Origin of the sequence: Variovorax sp. V213, assembly GCF_041154455.1 — a bacterium.
In the GTDB taxonomy this organism is placed as follows: Bacteria; Pseudomonadota; Gammaproteobacteria; order Burkholderiales; family Burkholderiaceae_C; genus Variovorax.
In genome coordinates this window covers 472,763-498,712 of the sequence record NZ_AP028664.1, presented here as the reverse complement: position 1 = coordinate 498,712, position 25,950 = coordinate 472,763, and the positions used below count along the sequence as shown (strand labels likewise).

Genomic DNA, 25,950 nt, shown 5'->3' with positions numbered 1-25,950 from the left:
AATTAAGGTGAAACCCGCGGGGCGCGTTTCAGCTTGTAAGAAATCGGCCGGTTGCTCAGGTTTTGCTGCCGCGCAGCAAGGAGGGCCGCTGGTCGGCGGCCGCCCATTCGGGGCCTTCGAACCACGCATCGCCGGCCAGGTAGGTGCGCAGCATCGCAAGGCCGTCGAAACCCCAGAACAGGCGGCCGTCGACCACATACGCCGGGGTGCCGAACACACCGCGCCGCAGGGCCTCGTCGGTGTTGCGCTTGAGCAGCGCCTTGTTCTCGTCGCCGTTCATGTCGCGCTTCGGCGTCAGCTGCGCCGCCAGCGCAGCCAGGCGCGCGGCGTCGCCTGCTTCCTCACCGCCGCGCCATACGTGGCGAAACAAGGTCTCTGCCACCAGGCGGCTGATGCTGCCGTCGTCGGAGGTCGACAGCGCAAGCCGCAGGTGCGGAAGCGGGTTGTAGGGGTGCGAGGCCGGCATCTCGATCTGGATGCCGTTCGCATGGCCGAGCCAGAGCACATGGCGGTAGGTCCAGCTGCGCTTGGCCGGAATCTCCGCCGGGCCCAGCTGCCCGTGGTGCTTGAGGATCGCGCCGAGCAGCACCGGCTTGTAGGCGACGCTGTAGCTCAGGCCTTCGAGGGCCTCCGGCAGATGCTCGAACGCGAGGTGCGCGTAGGGCGAGATGAAGTCCAGGTAGAAGTCGATGTGCTTCATGCGTGCTTGTCTCCTGTTTCTTCCGGAATGCGCCAGATGCCGGCGCGTGCCCGCAACTCTATTGCGCGCCACACGCCGCGCCGCGCCTCGTCTTCCATCTTGCTCCAGCCCGCGATCTCGGGAATGGTGCGCAGGCACCCTTCGCAGAAGCCGCTCAGGCGGTCCATGCGGCAGACCGAGGTGCAGGGCGATGGCACGTCGCCGGCCGAGCACTGCACGGCAACGGCCCGCTCGGCCAGGGTTTCCGCGGCATCGAAATTCACACCACGTCCGCCACGGGTGCACCGGTGAGCTTCTCGAGGTCTTGCGGGCGCAGCTGGAACACCGCGTGCGGATGGCCCGCGGCCGCCCAGATCTCCTCGAAGCGGAACAGTTCGCGGTCGATCAGCACCACGGGTGGCGTGGCATGCGCCACCGGCGACACCCCGCCGATGGTGAAGCCGGTGCGCGCCTTCACGAACTCGGCATCGGCGCGGCCGGTCTTGCCGACCAGCGCATCGACTTTCTTCTCGTCGACCCGCTTGTCGCCCGAGGTGATGACCAGCACAGCCACGTCGTCGCTCTTGCGCCTGAAGATGATGCTCTTGGCAATCTGGCCAACCAGGATGCCGAGCGCATCGGCTGCCTGCTGCGCGGTGCGGCAGGCATCGTCGAGCATGCGCGGCGAATGCGGATGGCCCGCGTCCTGCAGCATGCGAGAAACACGTTGCACACCTTCCGGGAGTGCGTGAAGTTCAGCGCCGCACATCACAGGGCTTCCACGGTTTCCAGGGTGCTCATCAGCCGGCCCTCTTCGTGCGGATGGCCTTCGATGCGCGCGAATTCGGCTCGCGCCCCAGCGCCTCGCTGATGTACACGCCGGCGTCGATCAGCTTGTCCAGGTCGATGCCAGTCTCGATGCCCATGCCGTGCAGCATGTAGACCACGTCCTCGGTCGCCACGTTGCCGGTCGCGCCCTTGGCGTAGGGACAGCCGCCCAGCCCGGCGGAGGACGACTGGAAGTTCCAGACCCCCAGCTCCAGCGAGGCCAGCGTATTGACCAGCGCCTGGCCGTAGGTGTCGTGGAAGTGGCCCGAGATGTGGTCCACGCCGAAATGCGCCAGCGCGGCCTCGATGGCGGCCTGCACCTTGCGCGGCGTGCCCACGCCGATGGTGTCGGCCACGTCCACGCGCTGCACGCCGATGTCCTTCATCAGCTTCGCCAGCATGCCCACACGTTCGGGTGCGATCTCGCCTTCGTACGGGCATCCCACCGTGCACGACATGGCGCCGCGCACGTAGATGCCCTTCTCGCGTGCCGCGGCCACCACGGGCGCGAAGCGCTCGATGCTCTCGGCGATCGAGCAGTTGATGTTCTTCTGGCTGAAGGCCTCGCTCGCGGCGCCGAACACCACGATCTCGTCGGGCCATTCTTCGCGCGGCGCGGCAATGGCGGCCTCGAAGCCCTTCATGTTGGGCGTGAGCACCGAATAGCGCGCGCCGGGTTTGCGCCGGATGCCGTGCATCACCTCGGCGTTGTCGGCCATCTGCGGCACCCACTTGGGCGACACGAAGCTGGTGACCTCGATCTCCTTCAGGCCGGCGTCCTGGAGACGGTGCACGAGGCCGATCTTGACTTCAGCCGAGACCGGCTGCTTTTCATTCTGCAATCCGTCGCGCGGGCCGACGTCGACGATCTTGACTTTGGCGGGGAGCTTCATGGGATGTCTCTGGGTTGGCAGGGAAAAGAAAAAAGCCGTCCGTCAATTGTCGGCCGTCTGCGTGCGGCGTGCTCGGCGGCGCCTGTGGCTGGGGGTGCAATGCCCGCCAGCGGCGTTGCAAATCGTGCCAGCGCCGTGGTTCACATCGTTTCGCGCTGCACGAAATCCGACGGCGGTTCGACGGGCGCGGGGGCCTCGGCAGCCTCGAGTGCATCCACACGCGCGCCATCCGGCCCGCTGCGGGCCCACGCAATCAGCGCCTCGACCGCCGCAGCCGGACCGAAGGCCAGCGCCTCCACGCTGCCGTCGCGTCGGTTGCGCACCCAGCCGCGCACGCCCAGGCGCCGTGCAGCCTGCACCATCGACCAGCGATAGCCCACACCCTGCACGAGGCCGCGGACGACGAGATGACGGGAGACGGCGGGTGGATTCATGGCATTGGCAACATCCGTACGACCTGGGCAGTCCGGGCGCGGCGTCAGTAACCCCGCGTGGGATCGACCACGCCGCTGACCGGCAAGCCCTTCTCCATCGCGCGGATTTTTCCGGCGATCTGGGCGATGGATTCCTCGCGCAGCGTGCGCGCCGAGCCGTGCGGCGTGACGGTGATCTTCGGGTGGCGCCAGAAGGCGTGGCCGGCGGGCAACGGCTCGACCTGGAACACGTCGAGCGTGGCGCCGGCAAGCTGGCCGGCGTCGAGCATCGGAATCAGGTCGTCTTCCACCAGGTGCGCGCCGCGCGCGATGCTGATGAGATAGCCGCCCGGCAGCAGCTTGCCGAGCGTCTTGCGGTTGAGGATGCCGCGCGTGGCCTCGGTCAGCGGCAGCAGGTTGACCAGCACGCGCGTGGACGACAGGAATTCGTCGAACTGCGCCTCGCCGCTGAACACCTTCACGCCATCGATGGTTTTGGGCGAACGGCTCCAGCCCAGCACCGGAAACTCGAACTGCGCCACGGCTTTCGCCACCCGCTCGCCGAGCACGCCCAGCCCCATGATGCCGACGGGAAAGTCGCGCCGCAACTTTGGCTTGCGATAGCTCCAGCGGCCTTCGCGCGCATCGGCCTCGTAGGCATCGAACTCGCGGAAGTGGCGGATCAGCGCGTGGCACACGTACTCCGCCATCTGCACCGACATGCCCGCATCGTCGAGCCGCACGATGCGCGTGTGCGCCGGCACGCGCAGCTTGAGCAGCGCATCGACGCCCGCGCCGATGTTGAACAGCCCGCGCAGTCCGGGTTGCTCGTCGAGCAACTGTTGGGGCGGCACCCACACGACTGCGTGGTCGGCCTGGGCCGCCCCCGGTTGCCAGGGCTCGATCTGCGCGTCGGGCAGCTCGGCCTTGAGGCCTTCGATCCAGGGTTCGGGGCGGTTGTCGGTGAGAGAGACGATGATTTTCATGAATCGAATCTTATTAGGACCCCGGCCGATCGGCGGCTTGTCGCTCCGTGCCCGTTCTTCTATGCTCGTGCGCCAGCATCGAAGACCACTTGCACCAGGAGACCGAAGCATGATCAAAGTCAGCGTGATGTACCCCTACACGGAAGGCGCACGGTTCGACCACGCCTACTACCGCGACAAGCACATGCCGCTGTTGAAGGCACGCATGGGCGATGCCTGCAAGTCGTACACCATCGACAAGGGGCTGGCCGGCGGCGCACCCGGAACCCCGCCGACCTATGTCGGCATGTGCCACGTGTTCTGCGACTCGGCCGAGGCGTTTCAGACCGCGTTCGGCCCGCATGCCAAGGAAATTCTTGGCGACATCAAGAACTACACCGATATCGCACCCGTGATGCAGCTCAGCGAAGTGGTGGTGGGCTGACCCACGACGGAGGTCAAGCCGCCGCGGCCATCCGCAGCAGTTCATCGCCTTCGGCCACCTGCTCGCCGGGCGAGAACATCAGCTCCTCCACCGTGCCGTCGGCCGGCGCGGCAATGGTGTGCTCCATCTTCATGGCCTCCATCACCGCCAGCGGCTGGCCGCGGCTGACCTTGTCGCCGGCCTTGACCGCGAAGGACACGACCTTGCCGGGCATCGGCGCCGTGAGCCGGCCGCCTTCGGCATGGGTGTCGCCCGCGTGGGCCAGGCGGTCGATGGCGGTGATCCGGCTGGCGCCTTTCGATGCGAAGACATGCGCGGTGGCGCCGTCCAGATGCACGTCCACAGTCTGCCGCGTGCCGGCAAATTCGACCTCGAACTCGCCCGACGGAAACTGGCCCACGACGAGTGGGCCCTCGACGCCGCCAGCTTCGAGCCAGAGGCCGCCATTGCGCTTGTAGGTCAGCAAGGCCGTCTGCTCGGCCCCGCGAAACTCGAAGTCGAAGTGGCGCCGGTATTCGCCATGGGAGCGCCAGCCGTCGCGCCGCTCGAACGGGTCGGGCACGCCGGTCGGCCGTTCGGTGATCAGCGTGCGCGTGATGGCGGCGGCAGCGGCCAGCGGCAGGCCCAGCGCTTCGCGGTCGAACAGCACGGCGCGCTCGCGCTCGATCAGCGCCGTATCGAGGTTGGCCTTGGAGAACGACTCGGTCGCGAGGATGCCGCGCAGGAACTGCACGTTGGTCGACACACCCACGATCTGCACCTGCGCCAGCGCCGCATCGAGCCGAGCCAGCGCCTCGGCACGCGTGGTGCCGTGCACGATCAGCTTCGCGATCATCGAGTCGTAGAACGGCGAGATCTCGCCGCCTTCGCGCACGCCGTCGTCGATGCGCACGCGGCTGCGCTGGAACGCGGTGGCCTGCGGCTTGCGGTACACGCGCAAGGTGCCCGTGGCGGGCAAGAAGTTGTTGTCGGGGTTTTCGGCGCAGATGCGCGCCTCGATGGCGTGGCCGTGGATCTGCAGCTCCTGCTGCTTCGCGGGCAGTGTCTCGCCCGAGGCCACGCGCAGCTGCCATTCGACGAGGTCGAGGCCGGTGATGGCTTCGGTCACGGGATGCTCCACCTGCAGACGGGTGTTCATCTCCATGAAGAAAAAGTTCATTTCACCGCCTTCGCGCTGCTCGACGATGAATTCCACCGTGCCCGCACCCACGTAGCTCACGGCGCGCGCGGCAGCCACGGCGGCGTCGCCCATCTGCTTGCGCATCGCCTCGGTCATGCCGGGCGCCGGCGCTTCCTCGAGCACCTTCTGGTGGCGCCGCTGCACCGAGCAGTCGCGCTCGAACAGGTAGACGTAGTTGCCGTGCGTGTCGCCGAACACCTGGATCTCGATGTGACGCGGGCGCTGCACGTACTTCTCGATCAGCACCGCGTCGTCGCCGAAGCTGTTGATCGCTTCGCGCTGGCATGAGGCCAGCGCGGCCGCAAAGTCTTCCGCCCTGTCGACCGCGCGCATGCCCTTGCCGCCGCCGCCCGCGCTGGCCTTGATGAGCACCGGGTAGCCGATGCGGTCGGCCTCGCGCTGCAGCAGCGACGGGTTCTGGTCATGGCCGTGATAGCCGGGCACCAGCGGCACGCCAGCCTTTTCCATCAGCTGCTTCGACTCGGCCTTCAGGCCCATGGCCTTGATCGCCGAAGGGGGCGGGCCGATGAAGACCAGCCCCGCATCGGCGCAGGCCTGCGCGAATTCTTCGTTCTCGCTCAGGAAGCCGTAGCCCGGGTGCACGGCCTCGGCGCCCGTGGCCTTGGCGGCTTCGAGGATCTTTTCCCAGCGCAGGTAGCTGTCCTTGGGCGCGCTGCCGCCCAGGTGCACCGACTCGTCGCAGGCGCGCACGTGGTTGGCGTGCGCGTCGGCATCGGAATACACGGCCACGGTGCGGATCGCCATGCGGCGTGCAGTGGCCGCGACACGGCAGGCGATTTCACCGCGATTGGCGATAAGGATCTTCTTAAACATGGTGGACTTTCGCGGTGAAATCGCCTGTGCACGCTGCGCGTGCCATACGATTTGGCTTCGCCGCTGCGCCGCTTTGCGGCTGGTCGCCACGGTTGGCGATCAGGATCTTCTTAAACATTCGGAGTGTCTCCCGGAGGATTCTTTTTCAGTTGAAACGCAGGCGTGACGCCCGGATCGGGTCGGCCGCTGAAGATGCGGGCCACACGGGTGAACAGCGCCTTGAGAAATCGCCAGCTCTTGCGGATGAGCCACACGCTGAGCACCAGCACGAAGACGAACAGCACCAGGAAGACCAGCGGGTGCGCCACCGCGAGCCACAAGCCCGCGGGCACCATGCTGTCTTCGACCAGCGATGCGCCCACATTGGAAAACGGCTCGGGCGAGGTGTTGATGGCCGCGCGCGTCGTGGCCTTGGCCGCGTGCGCGGTGGCCGCGAAGCCGCCGCCCAGGAGCGCGGCCACGATGGCCATCGCGCCATGGTCGGCGCCGAACACGCTGGCCGCGAGCGCCGCACCGGCGGGAATGCGGATGGCGGTGTGCACCACGTCCCACAGCGAATCGAGGCCGGGGATCTTGTCGGCAAAGAACTCGATGAACACCATGAACCCGCTGGCCGCGATGACCACCGGATGCGCGAGCAGCTGCAAACCACTGGGCAGCGGCACCCAGCCGAAGTAGCCAGCCAGCCCCGTCAGCAGCACGACCAGGTACAGCCGCACGCCGCCGGCCCAGCCGATGGCCGCGGCCAGGGCGAGCAGTTGGGGCATGTCGAGCGCGTTCATGGCATGCGCTCAGCGGCCCAGCCAGGACGGCTTGCGTTTCTGCAGGAAGGCCTGGACGCCTTCGCGGCCTTCATCGCTGGCTCGAATATCCGCGATGCCTTCGACCGTCTTCGCGATCAGCGCATCGTCGATTTCGCGGCCGTCCACGTCGGCAATCAATTGCTTGCATGCGCGCACCGCGGCCGGACTGGCACCGATGAGCGCCTTCACAAGCTCGTCGACCTTGGCATCGAGCCGATCCGCAGCCACCACTTCGTGCACGAAGCCGAGGCGGTGCGCCTCGGCGGCGGTGAAACGCTCCGCCGTGAGGAAGTAGCGTTGCGACGCGCGCGTGCCCATGGCGCGCAGCACGTACGGGCTGATGGTGGCGGGCACGAGGCCGATCTTGACTTCGCTCAGGCAGTACCAAGCCGTGTCCACGCTCACCGCCATGTCGCAGGCCGCGACCAGCCCCATCCCACCCGCATACACATCGCCCTGCACCCGCGCGATGGTGGGCCTGGGACACTCGGCGATGGTGCGCAGCATGTTGGCCAGCTTGCCCGCGTCGGCGATGTTTTCGTCCCGCGTGTAGTCGGCCATGCGGCGCATCCAGTTGAGGTTGGCGCCCGCGCAGAACGCGGGGCCGTTGGCGCCGAGCACGATGGCTTTCACCTGCGGCGTAGCGCCCGCTTCGGTGAAGGCCTGCGTCAGCTCGGCGATGACCACATCGTCGAACGCATTGCGCGCGTCGGGCTGGTCGAGCCAGATGCGTGCGATGGCGCCTTCGATCGCGAGGTTCAGCTTGGTGAAAGTGCTCATGCCGCGCTCCCTCGTCACATGCGGAAGATGCCGAACTTCGGCTCTGGAATGGGTGCGTTGCGCGCAGCCGCCAGGCCCAGCGCCAGCACGCGCCGCGTATCCGCCGGATCGATGATGCCGTCGTCCCACAGCCGCGCCGTCGCGTAGTAGGGGTGGCCCTGGTCTTCGTACTGCTGGCGGATCGGGGCCTTGAAGGCTTCTTCCTCGTCCTTGCTCCAGCTGCCGCCCTTGAGCTCGATGCCGTCGCGCTTCACCGTGGCCAGCACGCTCGCGGCCTGCTCGCCGCCCATCACGCTGATGCGGGCGTTGGGCCACATCCAGAGAAAGCGCGGGCTGTAGGCGCGGCCGCACATGCCGTAGTTGCCGGCACCGAAGCTGCCGCCGATGATGATGGTGAACTTGGGCACGTTCGCAGTGGCCACGGCCGTCACCATCTTGGCGCCGTGGCGCGCGATGCCTTCGTTCTCGTACTTGCGGCCCACCATGAAGCCGGTGATGTTCTGCAGGAACACCAGCGGGATCTTGCGCTGGCAGCACAGCTCGATGAAGTGTGCACCCTTCTGGGCCGACTCGCTGAACAGGATGCCGTTGTTGGCGACGATGCCGACGGGCATGCCTTCGATCTCGGCAAAGCCGCAGACCAGCGTGGCGCCGAAGCGGGCCTTGAACTCGTGGAACTCGCTGCCGTCGACGATGCGCGCGATGATCTCGCGCACGTCGAAGGGCTTGCGCGTGTCGGTCGGAATCACGCCATAGAGCTCTTCGCGCGGGAACTCGGGCGGGCGCACCGCTGCAGCCCCCTCGGCTGCCGGCTGCGTAGCGACCTTCGCATTGAGATTGGCCACCGCAGAACGCGCGAGCGCAAGCGCATGCAGGTCGTTCTGCGCGAGGTGGTCCACCACGCCCGAGAGCCGCGTGTGCACGTCGCCGCCGCCCAGGTCTTCGGCCGTGACGACCTCGCCGGTGGCCGCCTTCACGAGCGGCGGGCCGCCCAGGAAAATCGTGCCCTGGTTCTTCACGATGATCGATTCGTCGCTCATCGCCGGCACGTACGCACCGCCCGCCGTGCACGAGCCCATGACCACCGCAATCTGCGGAATGCCCTGGGCGCTCATGTTGGCCTGGTTGTAGAAGATGCGGCCGAAGTGGTCGCGGTCGGGAAACACCTCGTCCTGGTTCGGCAGGTTGGCGCCGCCCGAGTCGACGAGGTAGATGCAGGGCAGGCGGTTCTGCTCGGCGATCTCCTGCGCGCGCAGGTGCTTCTTCACCGTGATCGGATAGTAGGTGCCGCCCTTCACCGTCGCGTCGTTGCAGACGATCATGCAGTCGACGCCGTTCACGCGGCCGATGCCGGCGATGATGCCCGCGCCGGGTGCCGACTCTGCGCCCTTGGCATCGAGGTACATCGCATGCGCGGCCAGCGGCGCGATCTCCAGGAACGGCGTGCCGGGGTCGAGCAGCTCGGCCACGCGGTCGCGCGGCAGCAGCTTGCCGCGCGCCGTGTGCTTGGCGCGCGCGGCCTCGCCGCCGCCCTGCTCCACTTTCGCGAACTGCTGGTACAGGTCGTCGACCAGCGCGCGCATTGCGGCAGCGTTGGCCTGGAAGTCGGCCGAACGCGCATTCAATTTCGTTTCGAGTTTGCTCATGCTGTCTTTTCTTGCTGGAGGCCGAGTTGCTCGGTCATGGCATCGCGGATCTTGAATTTCTGGATCTTGCCGGTCACCGTCATCGGGAATTCGGTGACGAAGCGGATGTACTTCGGCACCTTGTAGTGCGCGATCTGGCCCTTGCAGAAGTCGCGGATCTCGTCTTCGGTGGCGGTCTGGCCCGGCTTGACGATGATCCAGGCGCAGAGTTCCTCACCGTACTTCTTGTCGGGCAGGCCGACCACCTGCACGTCCTGCACCTTCGGATGGCGGTACAGGAATTCCTCGATCTCGCGCGGGTAGATGTTCTCGCCGCCGCGGATCACCAGGTCCTTGATGCGGCCGACGATGTTGACGTAGCCCTCGGCATCCATGGTGGCGAGGTCGCCGGTGTGCATCCAGTGCTCGGGATCGATGGCTTCGCGTGTGCGCGGCTCGTCCTCCCAGTAGCCATGCATGACCGAGTAGCCGCGCGTGCAGAGCTCGCCCGACTTTCCGGTCGGCATGATCCCACCCGTCTCCGGATCGATGATCTTCACTTCGAGATGCGGCTGCACGGTGCCCACCGTGGACACGCGCTTGTCCAGCGGCGTGTCCGTGCTGCTCTGGCAGCTCACCGGGCTGGTCTCGGTCATGCCGTAGGCGATGGTGATCTCGCCCAGGTGCATCTCGCTCACCACGCGCTTCATCACCTCGATGGGGCACGGCGATCCGGCCATGATGCCGGTGCGCAGTGTGGAAAGGTCGAACTCCTTGAAGCGCGGATGGTCGAGCTCGGCGATGAACATCGTGGGCACGCCGTGCAGGCCGGTGCACTTCTCGGCCTGCACGGTCTCCAGCACGGTGAGCGGGTCGAAGCCGTCGTTCGGGTACACGATGGCCGAGCCGTGCGTGAGGCAGGCCAGGTTGCCGAGCACCATGCCGAAGCAGTGGTACAGCGGCACCGGAATGCACAGCTTGTCGGCCGGCGAGAGCTTCATGCATTCGCCGATGAAGAAGCCGTTGTTGAGGATGTTGCGGTGGGTGAGCGTGGCGCCCTTGGGGAAGCCCGTGGTGCCGCTGGTGAACTGGATGTTGATCGGGTCGGTGGCTTTCAGCGTCTTCTGCACCTGCGCCACGCGCGGGTCGGCCGCATCGCCGCTCGCGAGCAATTGGCTGAAGCGCTGCATGCCCGGCTCTTCCACGCCGGCTGCCGCCTTGCCGTCGATCCAGAAGGTGTGCTGCAACTGCGGCAGGCGCTTCGGCCCCAGTTCGCGCAGCATGCCGAGGTAGTCGCTGGTCTTGAACTGCGCCATCGTGACCAGCACCTTGCAGCCGACCTTGTTGAGCGCGTACTCGAGCTCGGAGGTGCGGTAGGCCGGGTTGATGTTGACGAGGATCAGGCCGGCCTTGGCGGTCGCGAGCTGCATCAGCACCCAGGGTGCATTGTTGTGCGACCAGATGCCGACACGGTCGCCGGGCACGAGGCCCAGATTCAGCAATGCGCTCGCGAGGCGGTTCGATTCGGCCTGCAGTTCGCGGTAGGTGAAGCGCTTGCCTTCGTGGCGGCTGATGAGCGCCTCGCGGTCGGGGTGCTTCGCGGCCATGTCGTCGAAGAAGTCGCCGATGGTTTGTTCGATCAGCGGGACGTCGGTGGCGCCTTGGGCCAGGCTCTGCGTCAATGGCATCGTCTTGTCTCCTTGTCTTTCCCCCTCTCCCTTTGGGAGAGGGTTGGGGTGAGGGCGCTCGGCCTGGAATGCCGGACAGCGCGCTTCATCCTAGGCAGTTTCCGAGAACAGCTCACGCCCGATCAACATCCGGCGGATCTCGCTCGTGCCCGCGCCGATCTCGTACAGCTTGGCATCGCGCCACAGCCGCTCGACCGGAAAGTCTTTCGTGTACCCCACGCCGCCGAGCGCCTGGATCGCCTCGCCGGCCATCCACGTCGCCTTCTCGGCCGAATAGAGAATTGCCCCGGCCGCATCCTTGCGGAACGTGCGCGCATGGTCGTTGCGGTCGCAGGCCTTGCCCACGGCGTACACATAGGCGCGCGTGGCCTGCCACGTCGAATACATGTCAGCCAGCTTGCCCTGCATCAGCTGGAATTCGCCGATGCTCTGGCCGAACTGTTTGCGCTCGTGAATGAAGGGCAACACCGCATCCATGCAGGCGGCCATGATGCCCAGCGGGCCGCCCGACAGCACCGCGCGCTCGTAGTCGAGCCCGCTCATCAGCACCTTGGCGCCCATGCCCTCGCCGCCGAGCACGTTCTCTTCGGGCACTTCGCAGTTGTCGAAAAACAGCGGGTAGGTGTTGGAGCCCCGCATGCCCAGCTTGTCGAGCTTGGTGCCGGCCGAAAATCCCTTGAAGTTCTTCTCGACGATGAAGGCCGTCATGCCGCGCGCGCCCATCTCGGGTTCGGTCTTGGCGTAGATCACCAGCGTGTCCGCGTCGCCGCCGTTGGTGATCCACATCTTGCCGCCGTTGAGCACGTAGTAGCCGTTCTTCTTCTCGGCCTTGAGCTTCATGCTCACCACGTCGGAGCCGGCGTTGGGCTCGCTCATGGCCAGCGCGCCGACGTGCTCGCCGCTCACCAGCTTGGGCAGGTACTTTTTCTTTTGCGCCTCGCTGCCGTTGCGGTGGATCTGGTTCACGCACAGGTTGGAGTGCGCGCCGTACGAGAGGCCCACCGAGGCCGAGGCGCGCGAGACTTCTTCCATGGCCACGATATGCGCCAGGTAGCCCAGCTCGGTGCCGCCGAACTCTTCCTTCACCGTCATGCCGTGCAGGCCGAGCTCGCCCAGCTTCTGCCACAGGTCGTGCGGGAACAGGTTGTCGCGATCGATGTCGGCGGCGCGCGGGGCGATTTCGTTCGCGGCGAAGTCCTGGATGGCGCTGCGCAGCGAGTCGATGGTGTCGCCCAGGTCGAAGTTCAGGCCGGGATCGTGCATGTGTCTTGTCTCCTCTGAGGGGGTCGGCGCGCAGGCTGTCCCACGCGGATTGGCGCTTGGAAGAAACGCAGCTTACGCCTCGGCGAGCCGCAATTGGCGCCACAATGGTTGCAAATTGCGCCACGCCTATGCACCCATCCATGACTTCGCCCGCCTTCCTCCGACCCGCCCGCGCCGCCACGCCGATGGCCTTCGTGAGAGCCATTGTGAAGGGCTACGAGCGTTACGGCGCCGATCCGGCGGGGGCTCTGCAAGCGGCACAGATCACGCCGCGTGAACTGGCCCGGCCGGACGCGCGTGTGACGGCCGCGCAGTTCGAGGCGCTCTCGGAACATGCCATGCAGGAACTGGACGACGAGGCCCTCGGCTGGTTCTCCCGGCGGCTGCCCTGGGGCAGCTACGGCATGCTGTGCCGCGCCTCGCTGACCTCGCCCGACCTGGGCGTGGCCATCAAGCGCTGGTGCCGCCACCATCGCCTGCTGACCGACGACGTCACGCTGGCGCTGGAGGTGTCCGGCGGCGTCGCCACGATGCGCATCACCGAGAACCGCCCGCTGGACGAGGCGTTTCGCGAGTTCTGCCTGGTGACCACCCTGCGCTTCCTGCACGGTTACGTCTGCTGGGCCATCGACTCGCGCATTTCGTTGCGCGACGCCACGTTTCCGTTCGCGGCGCCGCAGCACCGCGACGCCTACCCGCTGATGTTCACGGCCGACGTGCGTTTCGATGCGCCCGAGGCCGGCTTCAGCTTCGATGAGCGGTACCTCGCCCTGCCGCTGCAGCGCGACGAGCGCGCGCTGCGCACCATGCTCAAGCGCGCGCTGCCGCTCACGGTGCTGCAGTACCGGCGCGACCGGCTGCTGGGCCAGCGCGTGCGCGAGCTGCTGCGTTCACGCGCGAGCGAGGCGACCACCGCGGAGGCCTTGGCCACGCTGCTCAACGTCTCGAGCCGCACGCTGCACCGCCAGCTGCATGAGGAAGGCACGTCACTGCAGACGCTGAAGAACGAGGTGCGCCACGAGATGGCGGTGGACCAGCTGCGCCGCACCAGCCGCCCCATCAAGCAGGTGGCGCTGTCGGTCGGCTTCAGGAACGAAAAGAGTTTTTCGCGCGCCTTCCTGCAATGGACCGGGCACGCACCGCGCGATTTCCGGCAGCAGGGAAAGTAGCAGCGCTCAGGCAGCCGGCGCGTCGATGAGCGCGAGCGCGTCGGAGATGGATTGGCTGTCTTCCGGCCGCACCAGCTTCGCGACCTGTTTGCCGTCGCGCATGAACACCAGCGTGGGCCACAACCGCACGTTGAACGAACGGCCCAGCGGACGTCCGCTGCCATCCTCCACCTTGATGCGGCGGATGTGCGGGTACTTGGCAAAGGCCTCGGCGATGTTCGGCTGCGCAGCCTTGCAGATGCCGCACCAGTTGGTGCCGAACTCGACCACGGCGGCGCCCGCGAGCGCATCGATCTCGGCGCGGTCGGGCTGCTCGGTCTTGTACTCGGAAGTCATGCGATCTGGCTCCTTGTGGACTTGCTTTGCTGCCATTGCAGCAGAAACCCGGCGGGCTTGCCGCGACAGGGGCTTGGTTCTTTCGGCCTGTATTTTTCAGGCCGGCTGCAAGCCGTGCGCGGCCAACAGCGCGGGCAGTTCCTTCATGTCGCTGAACACCTGCAGCGCGCCAACGCTGCGCAGCGCCTCGGGGCCGCTGTGGCCCGATTCGCCGGTGCTGTAGCCGAACACCGTGGCGCCCGCGGCGACGCCGGCCATCGCGCCGGTGACCGTGTCTTCGACCACCGCGCAGCGCTTGGGGTCGACGCCGAGCGCGGCGGCCGCGGCAAGGTACACGTCGGGATGAGGTTTGGAGCGCGGCATCTCGTGTCCGCTGAAGATGCGGCCTTCGAAGCAATCGAGCAGGCCGACCTTCGCCAGTTGCAGCTCGACCTTGTGGCGATCGGCGCCCGAGGCGCAGGCAATGCGGCCCTCGAGCTTCGCGTGTATTTCTCGGATGGCCGCGGGGGCGTGGGGAATGGCCTTCAGGTCGCGCTCGAGGGCTTCGTTGCGGCGCCCCCTGAATGCCTTGAGCCACTCTTCGGTGATCCTGACGCCGGTCTTGGATTCGATGAGAGCGGTTTCGTCCTTCACGGCCTTGCCGGTGAAAGTGTTCATCGACTCTTCGGTGGTGAGGTGCCAACCGAGTTCACCAAGCATTTCGGCGAGGACACGGTTGGTGATGGGTTCGGAATCTACGAGGACGCCGTCGCAGTCGAAGAGGACTGCGGCGAAGGGGAATGAGGGCATTTGGCTTTGTTCGGGCTTGTCGGCTTTGGGGACGATGGTAGCAACTGGGCTTGTTTGCTTCCCGAGGCCGGGATATCCGCCCGGCGGCGGACTCACATTTTTTTCTTCGCCAAAAGAAAGTAGGCAAAGAAAAGTAGGTCGCCCGCCAGGGCGAGTCCCGGCCTCGGAACCTAAAAAAATACCTCTAGCGCGCGTGCGTAACCCCCCCATCCACCACCAACGTAGACCCCATCACATAGTCCCCCGCCCGCGAAGCAAGATAAATAGCCGCCCCCGCCATGTCCTCGGGCGTCCCGATGCGCCCCGCAGGAATCCGCTCCTTCACTTCATCGCCATGGTCGCGCGCCAGCTTGTTCATGTCCGAAGCGAACGCGCCCGGCGCGATCGCACTCACCACGATCCGGTCTTGCGCGAGCCGCAGCGCCATGCGCCGCGTGAGCTGGATCAGGCCGGCCTTGCTCGCCGCATAGGAGTACGTCTCCTGCGGATTCACCGAGATGCCGTCGATCGATGCAATGTTGATCACCTTTGCCAGGTGATCGGTCGCCGCCTTCTTGAGCATCGGCGTCAGCGCCTTGGTCAGGAAGAACGGTGTCTTGAGGTTCAGGTCCACCACCTTGTCCCAGCCGCTCTCGGGAAACTCGTCGTACGGCGCGCCCCAGGCCGCGCCGGCGTTGTTGACCAGGATGTCGAGCGAGCTCTCATGCTTCGCGTAGGCGTCGACCAGCGCCTGCGCGCCTTCCAGCGTGGACACGTCGGCCGGCAGCGACACGCAATGGCCGAAGGCCGACAGCTCCTTGGCGGTCTGGTCGCAGGCCGCGGCCTTGCGGGCCGAGATGTACACGCGCGCGCCCTGCGCCAGGAAGCCTTCGGCGATCATGCGGCCGATGCCGCGCGAGCCGCCGGTGATCAGGGCGCTGCGGCCCTTCAGCGAGAAGAGTTGGGTGGTGTCCATGGTGCAGGTGTCTCCTGAATGAAATGACGAAAGATTCCAGGAAACGAGCTTAGTGCGCCACGCGCCGACGAGGCGTCACCTTGGCGGCAGCGACAGGCTTCGCGGACTCGTGAAGCTGCGCAGCTCGCCGCTCACGGGGTCCTGGAACGCCACCGACTTGGCCAGCAGCTGCAGCGGCTTGTCGAAGTCGTCGCTGCCCTGCGGCAGCAGCGTGGGGTAGATCGGATCGTTCACGATCGGCATGCCCAGGGCCATGCAGTGCACCCGCAGCTGGTGCTTGCGGCCGGTGACCGGCGAAAGCTTCAGCAGGGCGTGGCCGTCCTGGGCCTGCTCCACCACGATGCGCGTTTCGGAGTTGGGTTCGCCGGCCTCTTCCTTCACGCGCATGAAATGCTCGTCGTCCACCAGCCGGCTGCGGTAGGTGCCGGGCACCGACGACACGCCCGGCGGCCATGGCACCACGGCCTCGTAGTGCTTGGCGATGCGGCGCTGCGGGAACATGGCCTGGTAGGCGCCGCGCGTTTCGGGGCGCACCGAGAACAGCACCAGCCCCGCCGTGCTGCGGTCGATGCGGTGCAGCGGCACCAGGTCGTCGAGCTTCAGCTTGCGCTTGAGCCGCACCAGCAGGCTTTCCTGCAAATACTTTCCGGTCGGCGTCACGGGCAGGAACGGCGGCTTGTCGACCACCACCAGCTGGTCGTCCTGGAACAGCACCTGCTCGTCGAAGGGAATGCGCACTTCGGCATCGAGCGTGCGGTAGTAGTACACACGCAGCGGCGCCTGGTAGCGGCGTTGTGCGGTCACGGGCACGCCGTGTTCGTCGACCACATCGTTGGCCTCGATGCGGGTCATCCAGGCTTCACGCGTGATCGCGGGAAAGCGCGCCATCAAGAACTCCGCGATGGTGGGCCAGGGGCCTTGCGGCAGGCCCACGCAGCTCGGTCCGACGCCGTCGCGCGTGGGCAGCGGCAAGCGCGGGCTCGTCATTGCGAGAGCTCGCCCTGGAGCAGCGGCAACACCTCGGCGAAAGAGGGCCGCGCGGCCACGTCCGTTTGCATGCAGCGGTCCTTCAGGTCGGCCATGGCTTGCGGCGGCGCATCGCTGCAATGCGCGAGCAGTTCTTCGAGCAGGCAGCCGAATGCGCGCATCTCCAGCCGTTGCAGTGCCCCGGCATGCGCCGGGTCGAGCGCGCCCGTCATCCAGCCCGCACCGAAGTCGCCGAGCAACCCGCCGCCCTGTGCGCTCCAGAGGATGTTGTGCGCATAGAGGTCGCCGTGCAGGATGCCGCGTGCATGCAGGTGCCGCATGGCGGAGGCGATGTCGCGGGCGATGCGCAGTGCCACGCCGGAGGTCCATTGCGCGTCGGCCGGATAGACGTCGCGCGTGCAGGAGGCAAGGCTTGGCGGCCCGGCCAGCGCGCGGAACGATGGGTCCACCAGCGCCATGACCAGGCCTTCGGCGCCGCCCGGATGCCCGTCGATCCTGCTTTGCGCGGCGATGAGGGTCGGGTGCGCGCCGGCTGCGATGCTGGCGGCCATTTCGCTGTGCGGCCAGCCGTCGCTCGTCACCGCACCCTTGAAAAGCTTGACGGCCACCGGCTGCAACGCCGGGCCCAGGGTCGCCTGGTGGATCACACCCGACGCCCCCTCGCCGAGCTGCTTGCCCAGCGTCAGTTCGCGCCAGTCGACATGCGGCACCGACTGCGCAGCGATGGCCGCATCCTCGGCCTGCGCATCGAAGGGATTGCCCGCACCCGCGAGCCAGGAAAGGCGCGGCAGCGAGAGCAGCCATGCGGGCAGTGCCTCGAAACGGTTGGCGGAAATGCGCAGCAGTTCGAGCTGGCCGCAGGCCGCCAGCGACTCCGGCAGCGCACGCAGCTGGTTGCCGGCGAGCATGAGCTTCTGCATTGCGGTGCATTGGCCCAGCGCCTCGGGCAAGGCCTCGATCTGGTTGTCCGTCAGGATCAGCCAGCGCAGCAACGGCAGCCGCAGCGCGGCGGCGGGCACGGTGCGGATGCGGTTGGCCTTGAACCCGACCATCTCCAGCGCCTGGCACTGGCCGATCGATTCGGGCAGTTGCGTGAAGCGGTTGTCGGAGCAGAACAGCACGCGCAGGCGATGCAGCCGGCCCAGGTCGCCGGGCAGCGAATCGAGCGCGTTCCCGGAGAGGTTCAGCGTCTCGAGCGAATCGGCCAGGTCGAAGATTTCGCGCGGGAACTCGGTGAGTCCGCACGAGAGGTCGAGCCTGGTGGCGCCTGCCAGCCGGCCCGCGCGCAGCTCAGCAAGCGTGTCCATCCGCCGAGTCTAAAGTCCCTGGGCCGCGGCGGTTCCGGCGCCGAAACGGTAGATGCCGTCCGCGCCCAGCTCGCGCCTGACCTGGCCCGCAAACCACAGCAGGTGCAGGTGCGCTACCGTCTCGCCCATCGCGAAGGTCATCTGGTGCAGGTCGAGTTCGCGCTTGAACAGGATGGGCAGGCCCTCTGCCGCGGTCAAAGGACGTGCGGTGCAGGCTTCGAGCAGTTCGGCCAGGCGGTCGCGGTGGTGCTCCTGCAGCTGGTCGACGCGTCGGTGAATGCCCGTGAACGGCTTGCCGTGCGAAGGCAGGCCCAGCGTGTCGGCCGGCAGCGCCTTGAATTTGTCGATGCTGTCCAGGAACAGCCGCAGCGAGTTGGCTTCGGGCTCGCCCGCGTGCACGCTCACGTTGGTCGAGATGCGCGGCAGCATCATGTCGCCGCCCAGCAGCAGCTTCAGCTCGTCGCAGTACAGCGCGATGTGCTCGGGCGCGTGGCCGTAGCCGCTGATGCAGCGCCAGTCGCGGCCGTTGATGGCCACCGTGTCGCCGTCCATCATGCGCGTGAAGCGGTCGGGCACGGAGGGCACCATGTTGGCGTAGTAGTTGGTGCGCGCGCGGATCTTGGCGACCGCTTCGGGATCGGTCAGGCCGTGCGAGGCAAAGAAGCTCGCGGCGGCATCGCCGCCCGCCAGCGTGTCGCCGGCGGTGCTCAGCACGCGGGCCACGTGGTAGTCGGTCGAGCTGATCCACAGTGGCGCATTCCAGCGCGTGCACAGCCATTCGGCCAGGCCGATGTGGTCGGGGTGCATGTGGGTGACGATCACGCGCAGGATCGGCAGGCCCTGCAGCTGGGTCTCGAACACCTGCTCCCACTGCGCGCGGGCCTCGTCGTGCGCAATGCAGCAGTCGACCACCGTCCAGCCCTCGACGCCGTCGATGCTGTCGCGCAGCAGCCAGAGGTTGATGTGGTCGAGCGCAAAGGGCAGCCGCATGCGGATCCATCGCACGCCCGGCGCGACTTCCAGTGCTTCGCCGGCGGCGGGCAGGGTGTCGCCCAGGGGGTAGTGGAGTTCGCGTTCGAGGAGGTTCATGTAAGATTGACGTTTACGTAAACGTCATGGATTGAGGGCACCATTGTAGGGAGAGCGGGGAAAACCTGCTGTCGCGCCCGCAACGCCCCCCAGAGACGGCTTCCAGACAGACCGCATCCACATGTCCGCGCAGACCTTCACCATCAGCCAGCTCGCGAAGGAGTTCGACCTCACGACGCGCGCCATCCGCTTCTACGAAGACATGGGGCTGCTGACACCGGAGCGCTCCGGCATGCAGCGCATCTACAGCGCGCGCGACCGGGCGCGGCTCACGCTCACGCTGCGTGCCAAGCGCCTGGGCCTGAGCCTGACCGAGGCCAGGGAAATCCTCGACATGTACGACAGCCCGCGCGACACCGTGCCGCAGCTCGAGAAGTTTCTCGGCGTGCTCGGCGCGCACCGCGCCCAGCTCGAAGCCCAGCTGGCCGAGCTGCAGGCCAACCTGGCGGAAGTGCGCGAACACGAGAAGAAGGGCCGCGCGACGCTGGCCAAGGCACAGAAAGCCGCCAGGACGGCCTGATATACCGCACCCAATCACGACTCATCGACAATCACGCCCATGTCCGACACTCTTGATGACCTGTTTGCCCACAACCGTGCCTGGTCCGCACAGATGGAACGCGACCGGCCCGGCTTCTTCACCAGCCTGGTGAAGCAGCAGACGCCGCGCTACATGTGGATCGGCTGCTCCGACAGCCGCGTGCCCGCCAACCAGATCACCGGCCTGGAGCCGGGCGAGGTGTTCGTGCATCGCAACGTCGCCAACATCGTGGTGCACTCCGATCTCAACGCGCTCTCGGCCATTCAATTCGCGGTCGAGCACCTGAAGGTCGAGCACATCATGGTGGTGGGCCACTATGGCTGCGCCGGCGTCAAGGCGGCGCTCAGCGGCAAGCGCATCGGCCTGGCCGACAACTGGATCCGCCACATCCAGGACGTGCGCGACCGCCACGCCGTGATGCTCGAAACCCTGCCCGAAGACGTGCGCGTCGATGCGCTGTGCGAACTCAACGTGGCCGAGCAGGTGGTCAACGTGGCCGTCAGCACCGTCATGGTCGATGCCTGGGGCCGCGGCCAGAAGGTCAAGATCCACGGCTGGACCTTTGGCGTGCACGATGGGCTGCTGCAGGATCTCGGGCTGAATGTCGACGGCGCCAAGCCGCTCGACGCGGTGTACAAGGCCGCGGTGCAGCGCATCCGCTACAAGTGGAGCAAGCCCCTGGGTATCTCGCCCTCCGCGCAGGCCGGCTCCGATGGCACCGAGGTCATCGAAGTCATTCCGGCCGGCGAGGCCCACGCCCCCGTCGGCGAAGGAACCGAAGCGAAATCCGGCTGAAGCCATGTTTCCGCAGCGTCTCGATTCACCGCTGGCCTACGACATCGCCAAGGCGATGATCGATGGATTCAATCGCCACTACAGCCTGTTCCGCGCTGAATCGGCACGCGCCAAGCACCGCTTCGAAACGGCTGACTGGCACGGCCAGCAGCGCGCCCAGCGCGAGCGCATCGAGTTCTATGACCTGCGCGTGAACGAGGCCGTGGCCCGCCTGGAAAAAGAGTTCAAGGCCGGCGACCAGCCGATGGAAGTGTGGCACCAGGTCAAGCTGCACTTCATCGGCCTGCTGGTGGACCACCACCAGCCCGAGCTGGCCGAGAGCTTCTTCAACTCGGTGACCACGAAGATCCTGCACCGGGCCTACTTCCAGAACGACTTCATCTTCGTTCGCCCGGCCATCAGCACCGAATACATCGAGCCGCGCGGCGCGCCCACCTACCGGCCCTACTACCCTTCGCACGAGACGCTGGCCGACACCATCGAGCAGATGCTCGACGATTACGCGCTGCAGGGCAGCTTTGCCAACAAGCGGCGCGATGCCGAGCGCGTGGCGCACGCCATCATGGGGCGCTTTCACCAGGTGAAGCTGCGCGCCAATTTCCAGCTGCAGGTGCTCTCGGGGCTGTTCTATCGCAACAAGGGCGCCTACGTGGTCGGAAAGATCATGAACGGCTTTGTCGAGCTCCCGTTCTCGCTGCCGATCCTGCATGACAGCCACGGCAAGTTCTACATCGACGCGGCGCTTTTCGGCGAAGACGACCTGCAGATGCTCTTCAGCTTTGCGCGCGCCTATTTCATGGTCGACATGGAAGTGCCGTCGGCCTGCGTGCAGTTCCTGCGCTCGCTCATGCCGCGCAAGCCGCGCGCGGAAATCTACAACGCGCTGGGCCTGGCCAAGCAGGGCAAGACGCTGTTCTATCGCGACTTTCTTTCGCACCTGAACTACTCGAGCGACCGCTTCCGCATTGCACCCGGCATCAAGGGCATGGTCATGCTGGTGTTCGACCTGCCGTCGTTCCCGTTCGTGTTCAAGGTCATCAAGGACTTCTATCCGCCGCAGAAGGACACCACGCGCGAGCAGATCAAGAGCAAGTACATGCTCGTGAAGCAGCACGACCGCGTGGGCCGCATGGCCGACACGCTGGAGTACAGCGACGTGGGCTTTCCGCTCGACCGCTTCGAGCCCGAGCTGATCGAGGAGATCCGCAAGTTCGCGCCCAGCCAGCTCGAGATCGGCGACCGCGACGGCAACGGGGAGATGGAGCTGGTGCTCAAGCACGTCTACATCGAGCGCCGCATGATCCCGCTCAACATCTACCTGCAGGAGGCCTTCGACACGCTGGCCCACCCCGAAAGCCCGGCCCACGCCAAGCGCGCGAAGGATCAGCTGGAGCATGCGGTGATCGAATACGGCAACGCGATCAAGGACATGGTCGCCGCCAACATCTTCCCGGGCGACATGCTGTGGAAGAACTTCGGCGTCACGCGCGGCGGCAAGGTCGTTTTCTACGACTACGACGAGATCGAATACGTTACCGACTGCAAGTTCCGCAAGGTGCCTGCGCCGCGCAACGAGGAAGACGAGATGAGCGGCGAAGTCTGGTACTCGGTGGGCCCGAAGGACGTGTTTCCCGAAACCTTCGAACCCTTCCTGCTCGGCAACAGCGACGTGCGCGAAGCCTTCATGGCGCACCATGCCGACCTGCTCGACGCTGCCTTCTGGCAGCACCACAAGGAACGCATCGAGGCCGGCCAGATGCTCGACGTGTTCCCGTACGAAGAATCGCAGCGCTTCCAGCATGAAGGCCATGCGACCCATTTTTGATTGAGCCCCGGTCCACGACGACCGCTTTTCAACTTTTGAAGGAGACCACCATGCCTGAATCCATCGTCATCGTCGGCGCCGCCCGCACCCCCATGGGGAGCTTCCAGGGCGACTTTTCTTCCCTCTCGGCGCACGACCTCGGCGGTGCCGCCATCAAGGCCGCCGTCGAGCGCGCCGGCATTGCGCCGGACAGCGTGGGCGAAGTGCTGTTCGGCAACTGCCTCATGGCCGGCCAGGGCCAGGCCCCTGCGCGCCAGGCGGCCTACAAGGGCGGCCTGCCCGACAGCGCGGGCGCCGTCACGCTCAGCAAGATGTGCGGCTCGGCCATGAAGGCCGCCATGCTCGCGCACGACCTGCTGCTGGCCGGCACGCACGACGTGATGGTGGCCGGTGGCATGGAAAGCATGACCAACGCGCCCTACCTCATGCTCAAGGGCCGCGGCGGCTACCGCATGGGCCACGACCGCATCTTCGACCACATGATGCTCGACGGCCTGGAAGACGCCTACCAGCCGGGCCGCTCGATGGGCACCTTCGGCGAAGACTGCGCCGCCAAGTACAAGTTCACGCGCGAGCAGCAGGACGCCTTCGCCATTGCCAGCGTGCAGCGCGCCAAGGCCGCCACCGAGTCCGGCGCGTTCAAGGACGAGATCACGCCCGTCACTGTGAAGGGCCGCGGCGGCGACACGGTCATTTCCATCGACGAAGGCCCGGGCAAGGTCAAGCTCGACAAGATCGCCACGCTCAAGCCCGCGTTCAAGAAGGAGAACGGCACCATCACCGCCGCGTCGAGTTCGTCGATCAACGACGGCGCCGCCGCGCTGGTGATGATGACCGAGTCGCATGCGAAGAAGATCGGCGCCAAGCCCATCGCCCGCATCGTCGGCCATGCCACGCATGCGCAGCAGCCCGAATGGTTCTCCACCGCCCCCGTGGGCGCGGTCGCCAAGCTGTTCAAGAAGACCGGCTGGACGGTCAAGGACGTGGACCTGTGGGAAGTGAACGAGGCTTTCGCGGTGGTGCCGATGGCGCTGATGCACGAACTCGACGTGTCGCACGACATCGTCAATGTGAACGGCGGCGCCTGTGCGCTGGGCCACCCGATCGGCGCCAGCGGCGCGCGCATCATGGTCACGCTGATCCATGCGCTGAAGGCACGCGGCAAGAAGCGCGGCGTGGCCACGCTGTGCATCGGCGGCGGCGAAGGCACGGCCGTGGCGCTTGAATTGCTTTGATAAAAACAACCGCCACGAGCGCCCCCGGACGGGGCGCTTCGAGGTTTTACTTTACGACCATTGCACCCGGCAGGAGATTCTTCATGCGCCCATTCAACCAACGTACCGTCATGGCGGCCTTGCTGGCCGGCGCTTTGCTGGCGCCCGCCGCCGGCTGGGCGCAGAAGCGCGACAACGTGCTGTTCCAGGCAGCCACCGACGCGCAGCCCGCGGTGCTCAAGACGTTGGAGCAGCTGGTCAACATCGAAACCGGCACGGAAGACGCCGAAGGCATTGCGGCCGCCGGCAACTACCTGGAAGGCGAGCTCAAGAACCTGGGCTTCACCGTGACGCGCAGCAAGTCCACCGGACTCGTGGCGGGCGACAACATCGTCGGCAAGCTCAAGGGCCGCGGCGGGAAGAACCTGCTGCTGATGTCGCACATGGACACCGTGTACCTCAAGGGCACGCTCGCGAAGGCGCCGTTCCGCATCGAGGGCACCAAGGCCTACGGCCCGGGCATTGCCGATGACAAGGGCGGCAACGCCGTCATCCTGCACACGCTGAAGCTGCTCAAGGACTACGGCGTGCGCGACTACGGCACCATCACCGTGCTCTTCAACACCGACGAGGAAAAAGGCTCCTTCGGCTCGCGCGACCTGATCCAGGAAGAAGCCAAACAGGCCGACTACGTGCTGTCGTTCGAACCCACGAGCGCGGGCGACGAGAAGCTCTCGCTCGGCACTTCGGGCATTGCCTATGTGCAGGTCAACATCACCGGCAAGGCCTCGCATGCGGGCGCGGCGCCCGAGCTGGGCGTGAACGCGCTGGTCGAAGCTTCCGACCTGGTGCTGCGCACCATGAGCATCGACGACAAGGCGAAGCACCTGCGCTTCAACTGGACCATTGCCAAGGCGGGCAATGTGTCGAACATCATCCCCGCCAGTGCGACCTTGAATGCCGACGTGCGCTATGCGCGCAACGAGGACTTCGACGCCGCGATGAAGACGCTCGAAGAGAAGGCGCAGCAGAAGAAGCTGCCCGAATCCGACGTCAAGGTGGTGGTCACGCGTGGCCGGCCGGCCTTCAACGCGGGCGAAGGCGGCAAGAAGCTGGTCGAGAAGGCCGTGGCCTTCTACAAGGAAGCCGGCGGCACGCTGGGCGTGGAAGAGCGCAGCGGCGGCGGCACCGACGCGGCCTATGCGGCGCTTTCGGGCAAGCCGGTGATCGAGAGCCTGGGCCTGCCGGGCTTCGGCTATCACAGCGACAAGGCCGAGTACGTCGACATCAGTGCCATTCCGCGCCGTCTGTACATGGCCGCGCGCCTGATCATGGATCTGGGCTCGGGCAAGTAAGACGCAAGAAGTAGAAAAACGACAGGAGACAACGCCATGCTGCTCAGCGCCGACCAGGAAGCCATCCGCGACGCGGTGCGCGATTTTTCGCAGGCCGAACTCTGGCCCAACGCCCCGAAGTGGGACCGCGAGCACAGCTTTCCGAAAGAGGCGCACCAGGGCCTTGCGGCGCTCGGCGCCTACGGCATCTGCGTGCCGGAGGACCACGGCGGTGCGGGCCTGGACTACCTGACGCTCGCGCTGGTGCTGGAAGAAATCGCCGCCGGCGACGGCGGCACCAGCACCGCCATCAGCGTGACCAACTGCCCGGTCAACGCCATCCTCATGCGCTACGGCAACGCCCAGCAGAAGAAGCAGTGGCTCGAGCCGCTCGCGCAAGGGCAGATGCTCGGCGCCTTCTGCCTCACCGAGCCGCAGGCCGGCAGCGATGCATCGAGCCTGCGCACCACGGCGCGCAAGGAAGGCGATGCCTACGTGATCGATGGCGTGAAGCAGTTCATCACCAGCGGCAAGAACGGCCAGGTCGCGATCGTCATCGCGGTGACCGACAAGGGCGCGGGCAAGCGCGGCATGAGCGCGTTCATCGTGCCGACCGACGCGCCCGGCTACGGCGTGGCGCGGCTCGAGGACAAGCTGGGCCAGCACAGCAGCGACACCGCGCAGATCAATTTCGACGGCTGCCGCATTCCGTCGGAAAACCTCATCGGCGCCGAGGGCGAGGGCTACAAGATCGCGCTCGGCGCGCTCGAGGGCGGGCGCATCGGCATCGCGGCGCAGAGCGTGGGCATGGCGCGCAGCGCCTTCGACGTGGCGCTGGCCTATGCCAAGGAACGGCAGGCCTTCGGCGGTTCGATCTTCGAGCAGCAGGCCGTCGGGTTCCGCCTGGCCGAATGCGCCACGCAGCTCGAGGCCGCGCGCCAGCTGATCTGGCATGCCGCCAGCCTGCGCGATGCCGGCCGGCCCTGCCTCAAGGAAGCCGCCATGGCCAAGCTGTTCGCGAGCGAAATGGCCGAGCGCGTGTGCAGCGCCGCCATCCAGACGCTGGGCGGCTACGGCTACGTGAACGACTTTCCGCTGGAGCGCATCTACCGCGACGTGCGCGTGTGCCAGATCTACGAAGGCACCTCGGACATCCAGAAACTGCTGATCCAGCGCGCGCTGGCGTGAGCATGCGCCGCGGGCGCTGGGGTGT

Annotated in this window: 27 protein-coding genes; 8 read left to right on the top strand and 19 right to left on the bottom strand. The window is 66.6% G+C overall.

Annotation, left to right across the window (positions count from 1 at the left end):
* Positions 1-55: 55 nt before the first annotated feature.
* From ACAM55_RS02480 to ACAM55_RS02455, 6 genes are all read right to left on the bottom strand, one after another.
* Complete coding sequence (locus tag ACAM55_RS02480) at positions 56-700, bottom strand: 2-hydroxychromene-2-carboxylate isomerase (protein WP_369654517.1); 645 nt, start codon at positions 698-700, stop codon at positions 56-58.
* Entirely contained in the window at positions 697-963 is a 267-nt protein-coding gene (locus ACAM55_RS02475; RefSeq protein ID WP_369654516.1) for a DUF1289 domain-containing protein, read from the bottom strand. Before ACAM55_RS02475 ends, ACAM55_RS02480 begins: the two co-directional genes overlap by 4 nt.
* A complete protein-coding gene (locus ACAM55_RS02470; protein WP_369654515.1) occupies positions 960-1,448 on the bottom strand; it encodes a YbaK/EbsC family protein in 489 nt (162 codons plus the stop codon). Before ACAM55_RS02470 ends, ACAM55_RS02475 begins: the two co-directional genes overlap by 4 nt.
* 31 nt (positions 1,449-1,479) lie before the next feature.
* Positions 1,480-2,400 carry a hydroxymethylglutaryl-CoA lyase gene (locus ACAM55_RS02465; protein WP_369654514.1) on the bottom strand — a complete coding sequence of 307 codons (921 nt, stop codon included), beginning with the start codon at positions 2,398-2,400 and terminating at the stop codon, positions 1,480-1,482.
* 140 nt (positions 2,401-2,540) lie between these two features.
* Complete coding sequence (locus ACAM55_RS02460) at positions 2,541-2,834, bottom strand: acylphosphatase (RefSeq protein WP_369654513.1); 294 nt, start codon at positions 2,832-2,834, stop codon at positions 2,541-2,543.
* Between the two features lie 44 nt (positions 2,835-2,878).
* A complete protein-coding gene (locus ACAM55_RS02455) occupies positions 2,879-3,799 on the bottom strand; it encodes a 2-hydroxyacid dehydrogenase (RefSeq protein ID WP_369654512.1) in 921 nt (306 codons plus the stop codon).
* A gap of 109 nt (positions 3,800-3,908) precedes the next feature.
* Here ACAM55_RS02455 and ACAM55_RS02450 point away from each other — a divergent pair, with 109 nt between their 5' ends.
* Positions 3,909-4,223: an EthD family reductase gene (locus tag ACAM55_RS02450; RefSeq protein WP_369654511.1), complete on the top strand. Its 315-nt coding sequence runs from the start codon at positions 3,909-3,911 to the stop codon at positions 4,221-4,223.
* Between the two features lie 13 nt (positions 4,224-4,236).
* On the opposite strand, the gene ACAM55_RS02445 is transcribed toward ACAM55_RS02450, so the two are convergent.
* The 7 genes from ACAM55_RS02445 to ACAM55_RS02415 all read right to left on the bottom strand — a co-directional run bounded on the left by ACAM55_RS02445 (position 4,237) and on the right by ACAM55_RS02415 (position 12,396).
* A complete protein-coding gene (locus ACAM55_RS02445; protein ID WP_369654510.1) occupies positions 4,237-6,237 on the bottom strand; it encodes an acetyl-CoA carboxylase biotin carboxylase subunit in 2,001 nt (666 codons plus the stop codon).
* Entirely contained in the window at positions 6,230-6,355 is a 126-nt protein-coding gene (locus tag ACAM55_RS02440; RefSeq protein WP_369654509.1) for a hypothetical protein, read from the bottom strand. Before ACAM55_RS02440 ends, ACAM55_RS02445 begins: the two co-directional genes overlap by 8 nt.
* Entirely contained in the window at positions 6,348-7,019 is a 672-nt protein-coding gene (locus ACAM55_RS02435) for a DUF4126 domain-containing protein (RefSeq protein WP_369654508.1), read from the bottom strand. The genes ACAM55_RS02440 and ACAM55_RS02435 overlap by 8 nt, the downstream gene beginning before the upstream one ends.
* Before the next feature lie 9 nt (positions 7,020-7,028).
* Positions 7,029-7,820: an enoyl-CoA hydratase/isomerase family protein gene (locus ACAM55_RS02430; RefSeq protein ID WP_369654507.1), complete on the bottom strand. Its 792-nt coding sequence runs from the start codon at positions 7,818-7,820 to the stop codon at positions 7,029-7,031.
* A 14-nt stretch (positions 7,821-7,834) separates the two neighbouring features.
* A complete protein-coding gene (locus tag ACAM55_RS02425; RefSeq protein WP_369654506.1) occupies positions 7,835-9,466 on the bottom strand; it encodes a carboxyl transferase domain-containing protein in 1,632 nt (543 codons plus the stop codon).
* Positions 9,463-11,133, bottom strand: a complete 1,671-nt coding sequence (locus ACAM55_RS02420; RefSeq protein ID WP_369654505.1) for an AMP-binding protein — start codon at positions 11,131-11,133, stop codon at positions 9,463-9,465. The genes ACAM55_RS02425 and ACAM55_RS02420 overlap by 4 nt, the downstream gene beginning before the upstream one ends.
* Before the next feature lie 90 nt (positions 11,134-11,223).
* Positions 11,224-12,396 (bottom strand): isovaleryl-CoA dehydrogenase, encoded by a 1,173-nt coding sequence (locus ACAM55_RS02415; protein WP_369654504.1) that lies wholly within the window; start codon positions 12,394-12,396, stop codon positions 11,224-11,226.
* A 140-nt stretch (positions 12,397-12,536) separates the two neighbouring features.
* Between ACAM55_RS02415 and ACAM55_RS02410 the strand changes: the two genes are divergently transcribed.
* Positions 12,537-13,565, top strand: a complete 1,029-nt coding sequence (locus ACAM55_RS02410) for an AraC family transcriptional regulator (protein ID WP_369654503.1) — start codon at positions 12,537-12,539, stop codon at positions 13,563-13,565.
* A 6-nt stretch (positions 13,566-13,571) separates the two neighbouring features.
* Here ACAM55_RS02410 and ACAM55_RS02405 read toward each other — a convergent pair whose 3' ends face one another.
* From ACAM55_RS02405 to ACAM55_RS02380, 6 genes are all read right to left on the bottom strand, one after another.
* Positions 13,572-13,901, bottom strand: coding sequence for a thioredoxin family protein (locus ACAM55_RS02405; RefSeq protein WP_369654502.1), 330 nt, complete (start codon positions 13,899-13,901; stop codon positions 13,572-13,574).
* A gap of 96 nt (positions 13,902-13,997) precedes the next feature.
* Complete coding sequence (locus ACAM55_RS02400) at positions 13,998-14,690, bottom strand: HAD family hydrolase (protein ID WP_369654501.1); 693 nt, start codon at positions 14,688-14,690, stop codon at positions 13,998-14,000.
* Between the two features lie 184 nt (positions 14,691-14,874).
* The gene (locus tag ACAM55_RS02395; RefSeq protein ID WP_369654500.1) at positions 14,875-15,645 is read right to left on the bottom strand and encodes an SDR family oxidoreductase; all 771 of its coding nucleotides are present in this window, start codon (positions 15,643-15,645) and stop codon (positions 14,875-14,877) included.
* A gap of 75 nt (positions 15,646-15,720) precedes the next feature.
* Positions 15,721-16,632, bottom strand: a complete 912-nt coding sequence (locus tag ACAM55_RS02390; RefSeq protein WP_369654499.1) for a pseudouridine synthase — start codon at positions 16,630-16,632, stop codon at positions 15,721-15,723.
* A complete protein-coding gene (locus tag ACAM55_RS02385) occupies positions 16,629-17,939 on the bottom strand; it encodes a leucine-rich repeat-containing protein kinase family protein (protein ID WP_369654498.1) in 1,311 nt (436 codons plus the stop codon). The genes ACAM55_RS02390 and ACAM55_RS02385 overlap by 4 nt, the downstream gene beginning before the upstream one ends.
* A gap of 9 nt (positions 17,940-17,948) precedes the next feature.
* Positions 17,949-19,028, bottom strand: coding sequence for an MBL fold metallo-hydrolase (locus ACAM55_RS02380; protein WP_369654497.1), 1,080 nt, complete (start codon positions 19,026-19,028; stop codon positions 17,949-17,951).
* Between the two features lie 121 nt (positions 19,029-19,149).
* Between ACAM55_RS02380 and ACAM55_RS02375 the strand changes: the two genes are divergently transcribed.
* The 6 genes from ACAM55_RS02375 to ACAM55_RS02350 all read left to right on the top strand — a co-directional run bounded on the left by ACAM55_RS02375 (position 19,150) and on the right by ACAM55_RS02350 (position 25,925).
* The gene (locus ACAM55_RS02375) at positions 19,150-19,548 is read left to right on the top strand and encodes a MerR family DNA-binding transcriptional regulator (RefSeq protein ID WP_369654496.1); all 399 of its coding nucleotides are present in this window, start codon (positions 19,150-19,152) and stop codon (positions 19,546-19,548) included.
* Positions 19,549-19,587: 39 nt separating this feature from the next.
* Positions 19,588-20,364: a carbonate dehydratase gene (can, locus tag ACAM55_RS02370; RefSeq protein ID WP_369654495.1), complete on the top strand. Its 777-nt coding sequence runs from the start codon at positions 19,588-19,590 to the stop codon at positions 20,362-20,364.
* Between the two features lie 4 nt (positions 20,365-20,368).
* On the top strand, positions 20,369-22,189 hold the full coding sequence (gene aceK / locus ACAM55_RS02365; RefSeq protein ID WP_369654494.1) for a bifunctional isocitrate dehydrogenase kinase/phosphatase: 1,821 nt from the start codon (positions 20,369-20,371) through the stop codon (positions 22,187-22,189).
* A gap of 50 nt (positions 22,190-22,239) precedes the next feature.
* Complete coding sequence (locus tag ACAM55_RS02360) at positions 22,240-23,424, top strand: acetyl-CoA C-acyltransferase (RefSeq protein WP_369654493.1); 1,185 nt, start codon at positions 22,240-22,242, stop codon at positions 23,422-23,424.
* An 83-nt stretch (positions 23,425-23,507) separates the two neighbouring features.
* Entirely contained in the window at positions 23,508-24,758 is a 1,251-nt protein-coding gene (locus ACAM55_RS02355; RefSeq protein ID WP_369654492.1) for a glutamate carboxypeptidase, read from the top strand.
* A gap of 36 nt (positions 24,759-24,794) precedes the next feature.
* Complete coding sequence (locus ACAM55_RS02350; RefSeq protein WP_369654491.1) at positions 24,795-25,925, top strand: acyl-CoA dehydrogenase family protein; 1,131 nt, start codon at positions 24,795-24,797, stop codon at positions 25,923-25,925.
* Positions 25,926-25,950: the final 25 nt, after the last annotated feature.